Origin of the sequence: Streptomyces sp. SID5469 (assembly GCF_009862865.1) — a bacterium.
Classification (GTDB): Bacteria; Actinomycetota; Actinomycetes; order Streptomycetales; family Streptomycetaceae; genus Streptomyces; species Streptomyces avermitilis.
Genome location: NZ_WWIN01000001.1, coordinates 6,188,349 through 6,202,102 on the forward strand (window position 1 = coordinate 6,188,349; position 13,754 = coordinate 6,202,102).

General features: G+C 72.9%; 9 protein-coding genes. 7 read left to right on the forward strand and 2 right to left on the reverse strand.

Annotated elements, in window-relative coordinates:
- Positions 1 to 16 precede the first annotated feature (16 nt).
- On the reverse strand, positions 17 to 4,285 hold the full coding sequence (locus tag GTY58_RS26640) for an FHA domain-containing protein (RefSeq protein WP_010986504.1): 4,269 nt from the start codon (positions 4,283 to 4,285) through the stop codon (positions 17 to 19).
- Between the two features lie 458 nt (positions 4,286 to 4,743).
- On the opposite strand from GTY58_RS26640, the gene GTY58_RS26645 reads away from it, so the two are divergent.
- The 4 genes from GTY58_RS26645 (at position 4,744) to GTY58_RS26660 (ending at position 10,218) form a co-directional block, all read left to right on the forward strand.
- Entirely contained in the window at positions 4,744 to 6,465 is a 1,722-nt protein-coding gene (locus GTY58_RS26645; protein WP_010986505.1) for a serine/threonine-protein kinase, read from the forward strand.
- 155 nt (positions 6,466 to 6,620) lie between these two features.
- A complete protein-coding gene (locus tag GTY58_RS26650) occupies positions 6,621 to 7,862 on the forward strand; it encodes a serine/threonine-protein kinase (protein WP_010986506.1) in 1,242 nt (413 codons plus the stop codon).
- A 112-nt stretch (positions 7,863 to 7,974) separates the two neighbouring features.
- Positions 7,975 to 9,081, forward strand: a complete 1,107-nt coding sequence (gene prfB / locus GTY58_RS26655) for a peptide chain release factor 2 (RefSeq protein WP_010986507.1) — start codon at positions 7,975 to 7,977, stop codon at positions 9,079 to 9,081.
- A 306-nt stretch (positions 9,082 to 9,387) separates the two neighbouring features.
- Positions 9,388 to 10,218, forward strand: a complete 831-nt coding sequence (locus GTY58_RS26660) for a hypothetical protein (protein ID WP_010986508.1) — start codon at positions 9,388 to 9,390, stop codon at positions 10,216 to 10,218.
- Between the two features lie 123 nt (positions 10,219 to 10,341).
- Here GTY58_RS26660 and GTY58_RS26665 read toward each other — a convergent pair whose 3' ends face one another.
- Positions 10,342 to 10,533 (reverse strand): hypothetical protein, encoded by a 192-nt coding sequence (locus tag GTY58_RS26665; protein WP_037651631.1) that lies wholly within the window; start codon positions 10,531 to 10,533, stop codon positions 10,342 to 10,344.
- A gap of 307 nt (positions 10,534 to 10,840) precedes the next feature.
- On the opposite strand from GTY58_RS26665, the gene ftsE reads away from it, so the two are divergent.
- The 3 genes from ftsE (at position 10,841) to GTY58_RS26680 (ending at position 13,714) form a co-directional block, all read left to right on the forward strand.
- Complete coding sequence (ftsE, locus tag GTY58_RS26670; protein WP_010986509.1) at positions 10,841 to 11,530, forward strand: cell division ATP-binding protein FtsE; 690 nt, start codon at positions 10,841 to 10,843, stop codon at positions 11,528 to 11,530.
- Positions 11,531 to 11,559: 29 nt separating this feature from the next.
- Complete coding sequence (ftsX, locus tag GTY58_RS26675) at positions 11,560 to 12,477, forward strand: permease-like cell division protein FtsX (RefSeq protein ID WP_010986510.1); 918 nt, start codon at positions 11,560 to 11,562, stop codon at positions 12,475 to 12,477.
- Between the two features lie 67 nt (positions 12,478 to 12,544).
- Positions 12,545 to 13,714, forward strand: coding sequence for a S41 family peptidase (locus GTY58_RS26680; RefSeq protein ID WP_010986511.1), 1,170 nt, complete (start codon positions 12,545 to 12,547; stop codon positions 13,712 to 13,714).
- Positions 13,715 to 13,754 lie beyond the last annotated feature (40 nt).

Consider the following 13,754-nt stretch of genomic DNA (forward strand, 5'->3'; position numbering starts at 1 on the left):
GCGCCTGGGGGCGGACTCACAGCAGCGACGGCACCTCCGTGGCCGATACCGAGCGTGCCGCGCGCTCCAGGGCGCTGGCCAGCAGGGCCAGGTCCGTCGGGCCGTTGCCGAGCTCGCGGACGGGGCGGCGGGCGGGCGGGTCGCCCATGCGATGCCATTCGAGGGGGACGACCGTGGGGCGGAGGGTGGCCGTGCGGGGGATGCGGCCCGTGACCCGGCCCCCCTGGAAGGGGATCACCCGGCCGTCCGCGAAGGTCAACTGGCCCCGCCCCGGCGCCGGTTCGTCGACGCCCGGCGACACCGCCTCCAGGGTGATCCGCAGCGCGGCCGCCCGGGCCGGCTCCGTCTGAGCCGTACGCCCCTCGAGGCTCGATGCGGTGACCAGATGCACCCCGAGCCGCTCGCCCTCCCGGGCCACCGCCTCCAGCGCCCGTACGACCGAACCGGCCGCGGGCCGTCCCGGTGACCCGAGGGCGGGCGACAGCAGCGCGTCCAGGTCGTCGACCACCACGACGAGCCGGGCCGGCGGCCCGGATTCCGTACGCTCCCGGGTCGCCGCCGGGCGCAGCCGCAGCGTCGAACTCGGGGGCGTGTCCAGGTCCGCGGCGCCGGCCGGGTCGGACGTGCCGGGGGCGCCGGGCGCGCCTGGGGCACCGGACGTGCCCGGGTCCCTGGGCGCGGGCCGTATGCGCGACGTCCGCTGCGGGACGATCCGGGCCGGCACCGCGCGCTGCGCATGCCACTCCGCGAAGCCGAGCCGCCCGAGCAGCTCGGCCCGCCGCTTCAGCTCGGCGCTCAGCGACTGGGCGAACTCCCGCATGCGAACCGGGTCGTTGGCGGCGAGGTGCGTGGTGACATGCGGCAGGTCCGTACAGACGCGCAGCCCGTCGCCGGCGCCCGCCCCGTGCGCACCGCGGTCCCGCCCGTCTATGAGGACGATCCCCAGCCGGTCGGGACGCTCCGCCGCGGCCAGCGACGCGGCCAGGGCCCGCAGCAGCTCCGTACGCCCGCTGCCCGCCGGTCCCTCGATCAGCAGATGCGGGCCCTCGGCGACGAGGTCCACGCCCACCGGTCCACGCGGCCCCGCGCCCAGCACCGCCGCCGCCCGCCCGCCGCGCGTCTCCGGGTCGTCCGCCGCGTCCGCCCAGCGTGCCATCAGCGAAGCCGGGGTGGCGCGGGCGAGTCCCAGCTCGTCCAGCAGCCGCGCCGCCTGGGGCAGCGGCGCGGACACGCGCGCGTGCCGGTCCCCGCTGCCGTCCGTACGCAGGGGAGCCAGCGCCCGCGCGAACCGCTCGGCCCACGCCGAGGAGACGGCGTCGACGGCGGCCACCGTGCCGTGTCCCACGGGGCCCCGGTGCGCGCGGGTCGCGGAACCGTGGTCGGCGCGCCCGGCCGGGGCACGGTCCAGGGAGTCGCGCAGCGCCCGTCCGGTGTGGTCGTGATGCGTCCGCTCGTCCGCGCCCGGGCCGGAGCGCGGACGAGGCGCACCGGCACCGGCGGAGCCGTGGCGGCCGCGCGTGGCGGCCGTGTCCCGGGTGTGTCCGGCGTCCGGCCCCTGGCTCTGACCCGTGGCCGGGCCCCGCGCATGATCTGTGGTCGGCCTCTGTCCCTGCCTCTGTCCCTGCTCCTGGCCTTGCTCCTGGCCTTGCTCCTGTGCGTGACGGGGCGGTTCGCCCGGCGCGACCCGCAGCAGGCGCAGCGCCGTGGCCACGTCACCGCTGAGCAGGGCCACGGCCCCGCACTCCCGGAACGCCGGCGAGACCGCGCACGCCGCCTCGTACGTCTCCGTCACCGGCGACGAGGGCGAGGCGGCCGCCGTCTCGGCCAGGCAGATGACATGTATCCCGGCCTGCGCTCCGTCCTGCACGAGGCGCACCACGGCCTCCCGCACATCGGCGCCGCCGGGATCGCCGTCCACGATCACCACGGTGTACGGGCCCGTGAACGTGTCGTCGCCGTCCTGCTGGTCGTCCCGCGCCCAGGAGGGACGACGGGCCCCGCCGCGCAGGGCGGTGTCCGGTGTGTCCGCCGGACGGGGGAGGTCCTGGGGTGCGTTACGCGTGTGGTCCGTGTCCGCCAGGTGGTCCTCCAGGCGGCGCAGCAGTTCGTCCGTGCGGGCGGCGGTCTGGTCGCGGTCGTACGCCAGCAGCAGGCGGCAGTCCTGGCCGTGGGCCGGTTTGAGATGGGGCAGCCAGCCGAGCCAGGACCACTCGGCGGTGCGCTCCTCCACCGGACGGGACCGGTCCCCGCTGATCAGCACGATCTCCAGGGTGTCGGGGGAGTGCAGCGCGGCGAGCTGCGCCACGACGGCGCGGGCCAGCCCGGCGAGACGCGCCCGCGGGCCGGCCAGGCCCAGCGCGCCGGCCTCGCGCAGCCCGGCGGTCACGGGCACCGCGGGCAGCAGTCCCGAACCGTCCGGCGCCGTCCGGTCGGCCGTGCCCAGCCGCACCGTGAGCGCCTCCGGGTGTCCCGGCCCGCGCTCCCACAGCCGCGGGCCCGGCCCGAGCGCCGTCAGCAGCAGGGCCGCCGGGTCCGGCCACTTCTCCGGCGCCTGCGCCCCGGTGACCGCAGGCTCCGGCACCCGGGCCGTGTCCTCGTCGTACGCCTGAGGCCCGTCCCCGGCCGGCTCCCCGCGCCCGCCGGTCAGCCGCCGCGCCCACGCGGAGAACCCCCCGCGCCTGCGCGCGCCCTGCGGCACGTCGGTGCCCCGCAGCGGGGTCCCTTTGCGGGGGCCCGCACCAGGGATCCCACCACGTAGGTCATCCGGTCCCGGCACCTCACCGGGACGCGCGCCGTACCCCTCGCGGGGGCCACGGTCGGGCCCCTCAGCGGAACCTAGAGGATGCCCGTCACCGGGGCCCTGTCCGGGAACGCCGCCGGAATCGTGGCCGGAACCTCGGCCGGGAACGTCGCCGGGACCGCGATCCGGCGCGTCGCGGCGGCCTCGGCCGTGTGCTTCACCGGGACCTCGGCCGTGCCCCTCACCGGGACCCCGGCCGTGTGCTTCACCGTGTCCATGGCCCGGAACCCCACCGGGGCCTTGGCCCGGCACCTCGCGGCGGCCCCGGTCGCGCCCCTCGCCGGGGCCTTGGCCGGGAAGGTCACGGGGGTCTCGGCCGGGTACGTCCCGGGCGTTTCCCCCGCGCAGGTCACGGGTGTCCGCGCCGGGAACGTCACGGGGCCTTCCGGCAGAAGCCCCGCCGGGCCCGGCGACGGGCCGCCCGTCCGGGCCCGTGCCGCCCGACTCCGGCGTCCGCCTGCTCTCGATCCGGGGGGCGCCGCCCTGCCCCGGCACGACCGGTGCGGGAAAACGGGGCTCCACGGGGCCGTGCTCCTGGGCGCCCGGGGCACCTCCCGCGGGGGCGCTAGGGGCGCCCCCCGCGGCACCCCATGCCGAGGCCCCGAAGGCGTGGTGCGTCTCACCCGAGGGGCGGCCGTCCCCGGAGGCGGCGGCCGACGCGCCGCCGGATGGCGCGCCCCGCCCCGCCCCGCCACCCCCGCGCGCGTGCGGAACGGCCCACACCGGGCGCCGTACCTCCGGAAGCCCCCGCGCCCCGCCCGGCCCCCACGCGAGCCGGAACCCACCGAGACCAGGCGCACCCCCGTCGGTCACCCGGACATGCCCCTCGCCGTCCGGGGCCGTACCGACCGCTTCCACACCGCCCGGCGGAGCCAGCCGCAGCGCCGATTCGCCGAGCCGCAGCAGCGCCCCCGGTGCGAACCGCACCGCGCGGTCGCCCACCCGCCTGCCGTCCAGCGTCGTACCGTTCGTCGAGCCGAGGTCGGCGACCGAGACACGGCCGTCCTCGGCGACCGTGACCGCGCAGTGCAGCCGGGAGACGTCCGGGTCGTCCAGCGGGACATCCGCGTCGGCGGACCGGCCGATCTGGATCTGCCCCCCGTGCAGCAGATGGACCCCGCCCGCGTCGGGCCCCGCCACCACATGCAGCTCGGCCGTGACAGCGGCCACGTCGGGACCCGGCTCCACGGGCGCGCCCAGCGACAGCACCGCACCGTCCGTCAGCGGCGGCTCGCCCAGCGTGCAGCGCTGCGCGTCGAGCCGCTCGGCTCCCGCGTACAGCACCACCGGACCGCCCCCGCTCTCGCGGCTCCGCTCGGGCTGGGCGGCACCCCCGTCGCCCGCGACCGCCGAGGCCAGGCCCGACGCCACCGCGGCCAGCGCCGTCCCGGCGGGCGCGGTGACCAGCACATCGCAGCTCGCGGCACGCGCCCGCGGCTCCGAGGGCGGCCCCAGCGGATCTACGACGGTCAGCCGGATCTGCATCGCCGTCAGCGGTCCCTTCTGCACGGGCGCCCGCACGACGGAGACGAAGCCGCACCGCGATCCCCCACCGCGGACTTCCCCCACCGCACACGAGCACGTCGGCCAGTAACTGGAGGCATCCTCGCACCTGCCACTGACAACCCGCCCCCCACCCACCGACAAGTGATCTTGATTGGTCGGCTCTGCCCGCAAAAGTGCCTGACCAGTGCCCGACCGGCGTCCGCTTGAGATCGGTCACGCCCGGCTCCGGCAACCAAGTGCCGGCAACCGGCGTCTTTCCACCGAACATCTGAGAAGTCCGTGCGAAGTCCTCCGCGCAGCCCTTCGGGAAGCACAGGTCCCCTCGGGAAGCACAGGCCGACGACAGCCCGGTGCCAGGTTCTGCGGCACTACAGTGGGTCGGAACACCTGTAGCAGGGTGGACGGACCAGGCAAGCAAGCAACAAGGAGCGCATGACGTGCGGCCAGTAGGGAGCAAGTACCTCCTTGAGGAGCCGCTTGGACGGGGCGCCACGGGCACCGTCTGGCGGGCTCGTCAGCGCGAGACCGCGGGCGCCGAGGCCGCCGTCGCGGGCCAGCCGGGCGAGACCGTGGCGATCAAGGTCCTCAAGGAGGAGCTCGCGAGCGACGCGGACGTCGTCATGCGGTTCCTGCGGGAGCGTTCCGTCCTGCTGCGCCTGACCCACCCGAACATCGTGCGGGTGCGGGACCTCGTGGTCGAGGGCGACCTGCTGGCGCTCGTCATGGACCTCGTGGACGGGCCCGACCTGCACCGCTACCTCCGCGAGAACGGGCCCTTCACGCCCGTCGCCGCCGCCCTGCTGACCGCCCAGGTCGCCGACGCGCTCGCCGCCAGCCACGCCGACGGGGTCGTGCACCGCGACCTCAAGCCCGCGAACGTCCTGCTCAAGCAGGACGGCGGCCAGATGCACCCGATGCTCACCGACTTCGGCATCGCCCGACTGGCCGATTCCCCCGGACTCACCCGGACGCACGAGTTCGTGGGCACGCCCGCGTACGTCGCGCCCGAGTCGGCCGAGGGGCGCCCGCAGACCTCCGCCGTCGACATCTACGGCGCCGGCATCCTGCTGTACGAGCTGATCACGGGGCGTCCGCCGTTCGCCGGCGGGTCCGCCCTCGAAGTGCTGCACCAGCACCTGAGCGCCGAGCCCCGCCGGCCCTCGACCGTTCCCGACCCGCTGTGGACGGTCATAGAGCGCTGCCTGAGCAAGAACCCCGACCGGCGGCCCAGCGCCGAGAACCTCGCGCGCGCACTGCGCGTCGTCGCCGGGGGCGTCGGCGTGCACGCGAGTGCCGCGCAGATCGCCGCCGCGGAGGGCGTCGGGGCGCTGCTGGCCCCCGATCCGACACCCGCCACGGTGCCCGGCGTGCCCGGCGCGGCCGACCCCACGCAGGTGCTGCCCCAGGGCGCGGGCGCGTACGACCCGAACGCGGCGACCAGCTTCCTGCCGCACACCTCGGGCGACGCCGACCCCACCTCCGTCCTGCCGCACCGCGGCGCCGCCGATCCGACCGCCGTCATGCCGCCGGTGCCGCAGCACCAGCCCGGCGGGCCGAACGGGCAGTCCGGGCCCGAGGAGCCGCACCCCTGGCAGAACCAGCTGCGCGCGGCCCGCGATCGCAACGAGCAGACGCAGGTCCAGTCGTATCTCGACCCGAGTGAGGACCCGCTGCGCCGCCGGCCCCAGCGGCAGGTCGCGCGGCCGCAGCAGCAGCCCCAGCAGCAGCCCGGGCCCGGGTACGGGTATCCGCAGCAGCAGCCCCAGCAGTACGCGCCTCAGGGGCAGCCGCAGCGGCAGCCCCGACGCCAGCCCCAGCCCCAGCAGTACGCCCCCGCGCCGCAGCAGCAGCCGCAGCGGCAGCCTCAGCGGCACCAGCCGCAGCCGCGGCAGCCCGCGCCGCGGCCTGAGCCCGAGCCGCGACAGCCGCGCCAGCGCGGTGCCAACCCGATGAAGATCCCGGGGCTCGGCTGCCTCAAGGGATGCCTGTTCACCGTCATCATCCTGTTCGTCGCCGGGTGGCTGGTCTGGGAGCTGAGTCCCCTTCAGGAGTGGATCGGGACGGGCAGGGGGTACTGGAGTGAGCTCAGCCACTGGTTCAACAAGGTGAGCGGGTGGATCGGCGATCTGGGCGGGGGCTCGGACAAAACCAGCAACTAGCAACCGGCTCCCCGCAGTCAGCGACAAAAACCCCAAGAGCTCACCGACTCTGGGGATTTGTCGACATCTGATGGGTGATTTCCGTCTCCGCGGTGAAGGTTGGCTCTTCCGGCGCGTAGTTTTAGCGACAACACGCGTCCCCTGTAGGAGCAGTCTTGGCACGGAAGATCGGTAGCCGGTACACCGCGAACCAGATCCTGGGGCGGGGCAGCGCCGGCACGGTGTGGCTGGGCGAGGGACCCGAAGGGCCCGTCGCCATCAAGCTGCTGCGTGAGGACCTCGCGTCCGACCAGGAGCTCGTAGGGCGTTTCGTCCAGGAGCGGACCGCGCTGCTCGGCCTCGACCATCCGAACGTGGTCTCGGTGCGCGATCTCGTCGTCGACGGCAATGACCTCGCGCTCGTCATGGATCTCGTCCGCGGTACGGATCTGCGGACCCGGCTCGACCGGGAGCGGCGGCTGGCCCCCGAGGCGGCGGTCGCGATCGTGGCCGACGTCGCGGACGGCCTGGCGGCGGCGCACGCGGCGGGTGTGGTGCACCGGGACGTGAAGCCGGAGAACGTGCTGCTCGACATGCAGGGGCCGCTCGGACCCGGGGGCTCGCACCCCGCGCTGCTGACCGACTTCGGGGTCGCGAAGCTGATCGACTCACCGCGGCGGACCCGGGCGACGAAGATCATCGGCACTCCGGACTATCTCGCGCCGGAGATCATCGAGGGCCTGCCGCCGCGGGCGTCGGTGGACATCTACGCGCTGGCGACGGTGCTGTACGAGCTGCTGGCCGGGTTCACGCCGTTCGGCGGCGGACACCCGGGGGCCGTACTGCGGCGGCACGTCACGGAGACCGTGGTGCCGTTGCCGGGTATCCCCGAGGAGCTGTGGCAACTGCTCGTGCAGTGCCTGGCGAAGGCACCGGCGTCGCGCCTGCGGGCCTCGGAGCTGGGGGCGCGGCTGCGGGAGCAGCTGCCGTTGCTGGCCGGGATGCCGCCGCTGGATGTGGACGAGCCGGACACGGAGCCGGAGGAAGAGTCGCCGGAGGCGGAGGACCCGCCGGGCGAGACGGTGACGGGAGCGCGGGTCCGGCGGGGGTCCGTGCCGCTGGTACCGGGAGCCAAGCCGGACTCCAACCGGGACACGCACACGTCGATGCGGGTGCCGGGGCCCGATGAACTGGCGGGCGGGGCGCGGGGCACGGCTCGCGCGCCGCGCACGCCCGGCGCGCCGCGACCGGGGTCGGCCCGGCACCGGGCGACCGCGCGGCGGCGGCGGATCACGCTGGGGGTGGCCGCGGTCGTGCTGGTGGTCGCGGCGGCGGTCGGCACGTGGGCCGCCACATCCGGGGACGACGCGGGGGCGACTCCGTCGGACACGAGGAATTCGGCGCCGGAGTCTCCGTGAGGCGGTGCGTCGGCGGGGCCGGCACGGCCCCGCACGCCGGTGGGCGTCCGCGGGCCGTCCCGCACGGGGACGAGGGGCGAGCCCCGCTTGTCGTAGCCGTTACGCTGGAGGCGTGGCAGTCGTCGATGTATCCGAAGAGCTCAAGTCCCTCTCCTCGACCATGGAGTCGATCGAGGCCGTTTTGGACCTCGACAAGCTGAGGGCAGACATCGCCGTGCTCGAGGAGCAGGCGGCCGCGCCGTCCCTGTGGGACGACCCCGAGGCGGCGCAGAAGATCACCAGCAAGCTCTCCCACCTCCAGGCGGAGGTGCGGAAGGCCGAGGCCCTGCGCGGCCGGATCGACGACCTCAGCGTCCTCTTCGAGATGGCCGAGGAGGAGGACGACCCGGACACCCGCGCCGAGGCCGAGTCCGAGCTCACCGCCGTCAAGAAGGCACTGGACGAGATGGAGGTCCGGACGCTGCTCTCCGGGGAGTACGACTCCCGCGAGGCCCTCGTGAACATCCGGGCGGAGGCCGGTGGCGTCGACGCCGCCGACTTCGCCGAGAAGCTGCAGCGCATGTATCTGCGCTGGGCCGAGCAGCGCGGGTACAAGACCGAGATCTACGAGACGTCGTACGCCGAAGAGGCCGGCATCAAGTCCACGACCTTCGCCGTCCAGGTGCCGTACGCGTACGGGACGCTGTCGGTGGAGCAGGGCACGCACCGGCTCGTGCGGATCTCCCCCTTCGACAACCAGGGGCGTCGGCAGACCTCCTTCGCGGGTGTCGAGATCCTTCCCGTGGTGGAGACCACCGACCACATCGAGATCGACGAGTCCGAGCTGCGGGTGGACGTCTACCGGTCCTCCGGCCCCGGCGGCCAGGGCGTGAACACCACCGACTCCGCGGTGCGCCTCACCCACCTGCCCACCGGCATCGTCGTCTCCTGCCAGAACGAGCGGTCGCAGATCCAGAACAAGGCGTCCGCGATGAACGTCCTCCAGGCCAAGCTGCTCGACCGGCGCCGGCAGGAGGAGCAGGCCAAGATGGACGCCCTCAAGGGCGACGGCGGCAATTCCTGGGGCAACCAGATGCGGTCGTACGTCCTGCACCCGTACCAGATGGTCAAGGATCTGCGGACCGAGTACGAGGTCGGCAATCCGGAGGCCGTTTTCAACGGTGAGATCGAAGGGTTCCTCGAGGCCGGGATTCGCTGGCGCAAGCAGCAGGAGAAGTAACGCGGCTCGGTCGAGCCGCTTTGTCGACATGACAACTGCCGTCCCATGGACGGCAGTTGTGTCGTTTGTGGGGGTGGATGTCTGGGTTTTACGTCACACTCACAGACCGCTCTGTCCGGCAAATGATCACTTACCTGACATCCCGTGCGTAACAGCCTTGACGTTGCTTTGAAAAATGGGAATGGTGGCGCGTGGCATGCGCATTACTGGGGTGCATGTGAACCGGGGGGCTTTCTGAACCATCCCCGTTGATCGCGGCCCCGGGCGCTGCTCCATTGACGATGAGCTACTGGGGGTAGCAGCCAAATGACGAAGAAGACGCGGATCCGCGTCGCGCGAATAGCCGCGGGTGCCGTGATCGCCGCGGGTGCCTCACTGACCGCCGCAGGTGCCGCTTCCGCTCTCGGCGTCGGTGTCGGCGTCGGTATCGGTGAGGGCGGGGTGTCCGCCGATGTCAGCGTGACGACCGCGGGCGACGCCGACGGCGGCACCTCCGACGGTGGCACCTCGGTGGGTGTGACCGACGGCGGTACCTCGGCCGGTACGACCGACGGCGGCACCACGGACGGCGGCACCACCGACGGTGGTACGACCGACGGCGGCACCACGGTGGGTGCGACCGACGGCGGCGGCGTCAGCATCGGTGGCACCACTGACGGTGGTACGACGGACGGCGGCACCACTGACGGTGGTACGACCGACGGCGGCACCACTGACGGTGGTACGACGGACGGCGGCACGACCGATGGTGGTACGACGGACGGCGGCACCACTGACGGTGGCAGCACCGACGGCGGCAGCACCGACGGCGGCAGCACCGATGGTGGCAGCACCGATGGTGGCAGCACCGACGGTGGCAACACCGACGGTGGCAACACCTCCGGTGGTTCCTCCACCGGCGGTACCGACACCGACGGCGGCGGCAACAAGCCGGTCGAGCAGGGCAAGGGCTCCTCGGCCCTGACCGACACCGGCTCGGACACGTCCGCCCAGGGCAAGAGCGACGGTGAGCTGGCGGAGACCGGTGCCGGCGAGACCGCGTTCCTGCTGATCGGCGCCGCCACGATGATCGCCGGCGGTATCGGCTTCCGGATGCTGCCGCGCCTCGTGAACGGTCGCGGCGCAGCTGCCGCCTGACCTGATCGACACAGCGCATGAAGAAGGGCCCGGAGCAGCCGCTCCGGGCCCTTCTCATACGCCCTGTACGCGCCCCGTACCCGCCTTGAGCGGGCTGTGTGGGCTGTGTGGCTTCCGGCGGCCCTACGCCGTCTGGTGGGCCAGCAGTGCCAGCGCCGCGATCAGCACGGCGAGCAGCGCGATCAGCGCCATCGGGTTCAGTCCCGCGAAGGGGCCCTCCTGCTGGAGCCGCTCCCGGTTCGCACGGCAGACAGGGCAGCGGCCCTCACTGACGGGCGCCGCGCAGTTAGCGCACACCAATCGGTCGTACGTCATGCGCTCGCCCTCCTTGCGCCGTTTCCGGTTACACAACGCTTCGGGGAACGCAACCGTTCCCCACTCCACTGTGCCAGGTTCCGCGGATTTCGGCGCGGCTCGCCTTATCCTGCCCCGTTCCGGCGGGTGTGAGGCCTGAAAGATGCGCCGACGATGTCCCGAAGGAGCTCTTCGAAATCGCCTCTGTGACCCTTCAGAGCCATGACAAAACGCGCAAGCCTCGCGCAACCGTGTACGCCGACTGCGCTCGCACTCCCGGTTCGCGTATGGTCACGCTCACCTACCCCCGGCGACCCGTGGTGCATCCGTGATCCGATTCGACAACGTCTCCAAGGTCTACCCCAAGCAGACCCGCCCCGCTCTCAGGGATGTCTCCCTGGAGGTCGAGCGCGGCGAGTTCGTGTTCCTCGTGGGGTCCTCCGGCTCCGGAAAGTCCACCTTCCTGCGGCTGATCCTCCGCGAGGAGCGGTGCAGTCACGGTCAGGTGCACGTCCTGGGCAAGGACCTCGCGCGCCTCTCCAACTGGAAGGTGCCGCAGATGCGGCGGCAGCTGGGGACCGTCTTCCAGGACTTCCGTCTCCTGCCCAACAAGACGGTCGCCGAGAACGTCGCCTTCGCCCAGGAGGTCATCGGCAAGTCGAAGGGCGAGATCCGCAAGTCCGTGCCCCAGGTGCTCGACCTCGTCGGGCTCGGCGGCAAGGAGGACCGGATGCCCGGCGAGCTGTCCGGCGGTGAGCAGCAGCGCGTCGCGATCGCCCGGGCCTTCGTCAACCGGCCCAAGCTCCTCATCGCCGACGAGCCGACCGGCAACCTCGACCCGCAGACCTCCGTCGGCATCATGAAGCTGCTCGACCGCATCAACCGCACGGGCACGACCGTGGTGATGGCGACCCACGACCAGAACATCGTGGACCAGATGCGCAAGCGCGTCATCGAGCTGGAGAAGGGCCGACTCGTCCGCGACCAGGCGCGCGGCGTGTACGGCTACCAGCACTGACGATCCACGGAAAGGTTTGACCAGACGCCATGCGCGCCCAGTTCGTTCTGTCGGAGATCGGTGTCGGTCTCCGTCGCAATCTGACGATGACCTTCGCGGTCGTCGTCTCGGTGGCCCTCTCCCTCGCCCTGTTCGGCGGTTCGCTCCTGATGAGCGACCAGGTGAGCACGATGAAGGGCTACTGGTACGACAAGGTCAACGTCTCGATCTTCCTCTGCAACAAGAGCGACGCGGAGTCCGACCCCAACTGTGCCAAGGGGGCGGTCACCACCGAGCAGAAGAAGCAGATCAAGAGCGACCTCGACAAGATGCCCGTCGTCGAGAAGGTGACGCCCGAGTCGGCCGACGACGCGTACAAGCACTACAAGGAGCAGTTCGGCGACTCCCCGCTGGCCAGCTCGCTCACCCCGGACCAGATGCAGGAGTCCTTCCGCATCAAGCTGAAGGACCCCGAGAAGTACCAGGTCATCGCGACCGCCTTCGACGGCCGTGACGGTGTGCAGTCGGTGCAGGACCAGAAGGGCATTCTCGACAACCTCTTCGGACTGCTGAACCTGATGAACCGGGCGGCGCTCGCGCTGATGGCGCTCATGCTGATCGTCGCCCTGCTGCTGATCGTCAACACCGTGCGCGTCTCGGCGTTCAGCCGCCGCCGGGAGACCGGCATCATGCGGCTCGTGGGCGCCTCCGGCTTCTACATCCAGGCGCCGTTCATCATGGAGGCGGCCGTCGCGGGTCTGATCGGCGGTGGTGTGGCCTGCCTCTTCCTGGTCGTCGGCCGCTACTTCACCATCGACCACGGCATGGCTCTGTCCGAGAAGCTGAACCTGATCAACTTCGTGGGCTGGGACGCCGTGCTGACCAAGCTGCCGCTGATCCTCGCCGCGAGTGTGCTGATGCCCGGGCTCGCCGCGTTCTTCGCGTTGCGCAAGTACTTGAAGGTGTGACGCACGCCAAGGGGGCCGTACGGGCAACAGACCGTACGGCCCTTCGTGTTGTCCTAGACTCACCGGCATGTCAGGCCCCGACCCGTTCTGTGAACCCCGCCGCTTCGGCCGCGGGGCGGCCCTGACGTTGCTCTTCGCGAGCGTCCTCGTGGCGGGCGCCGCGACCGGCTCGTTCGACGAACCGGACGACTCCGGCCGGAAAGCCTCCTCCGCCCGCCCGGCCCCGGCGAGCCACCGCGAGGACGTCGCCGAGGCGGCCGCCGAGGCCGCGGCCGACGGCAAGTCCCCCGTGGAGGCCGCCGAGCGCGCGGTCAGCCGCAGCGGCGACCGCTGGGGCGCCGTCTACTCCCAGGGCGAGTACGAGGAGTTCGAGGAGGCCCTCGACGGCCAGTACACCGGCGTGGGCCTGTGGGCCCGGCGCGAACGTGACGGCCGTATCGAGGTGAGCCGGGTGCAGTCCGGCTCGCCCGCGGCCGCCGCCGGGATCCGCGAGGGTGACCGGCTGCGCACCGTCGACGGCGAGAACGTCGCGGGCAAGCCCGTCACCGATGTCGTCTCCTTACTGCGCGGCGACGCCGGCGACGCGGCCGCCGGCACCCGGGTCCGGCTCGGCCTGGCGCGCGGCACGCACGCGTGGGACGAGACCGTGCGCCGCGCCCGCCTGTCCACCGACCCCGTCACCGTGCGCAGGCTCGCCGACGACGTCACCGTGATCAAGGTCGCCGCGTTCACCAAGGGCTCCGGCGACCGCGTACGGGCCGCCGTGGCCGACGCGCCCCACGCCGACGGGATCGTCCTCGACCTGCGGGGCAACTCCGGCGGACTGGTCACCGAGGCGGTCACCGCCGCGTCCGCCTTCCTCGACGGCGGCCTGGTGGCGACGTACGACGTCAACGGTGAGCAGTGCGCCCTGCACGCCGACTCCGGCGCCGACACCACGCGGCCCCTGGTCGCACTGGTCGACGGCGGCACGATGAGCGCGGCCGAGCTGCTCACCGGCGCTCTCCAGGACCGCGGGCGCGCGGTCGTCGTGGGCACCAGGACCTTCGGCAAGGGCTCGGTCCAGATGCCGAGCCGGCTGCCCGGCGGCTCCGTCGCCGAGCTGACCGTGGGGCACTATCGCACCCCCTCCGGCCACAGTGTCGACGGCCGCGGCATCACCCCCGACCTGGAGGCGGACACGGAGGCGCTGGAGCGGGCCGGGACCGTGCTGAGCGGTCTCGGAGATCCTTCGTAATCGGCTTTCCCTCCGACCCCCCTGTAGTGCGAAAATGGCC

Excerpts from the sequence above, each read along its gene's own strand:
- GTY58_RS26660 (WP_010986508.1), top strand. The coding sequence starts at position 9,388 with ATGACGAAGAAGACGCGGATCCGCGTCGCGCGAATAGCCGCGGGTGCC.
- GTY58_RS26680 (WP_010986511.1), top strand. The coding sequence starts at position 12,545 with ATGTCAGGCCCCGACCCGTTCTGTGAACCCCGCCGCTTCGGCCGCGGG.
- GTY58_RS26665 (WP_037651631.1), bottom strand. The coding sequence starts at position 10,533 with ATGACGTACGACCGATTGGTGTGCGCTAACTGCGCGGCGCCCGTCAGT.
- GTY58_RS26640 (WP_010986504.1), bottom strand. The coding sequence starts at position 4,285 with ATGCAGATCCGGCTGACCGTCGTAGATCCGCTGGGGCCGCCCTCGGAG.
- ftsX (WP_010986510.1), top strand. The coding sequence starts at position 11,560 with ATGCGCGCCCAGTTCGTTCTGTCGGAGATCGGTGTCGGTCTCCGTCGC.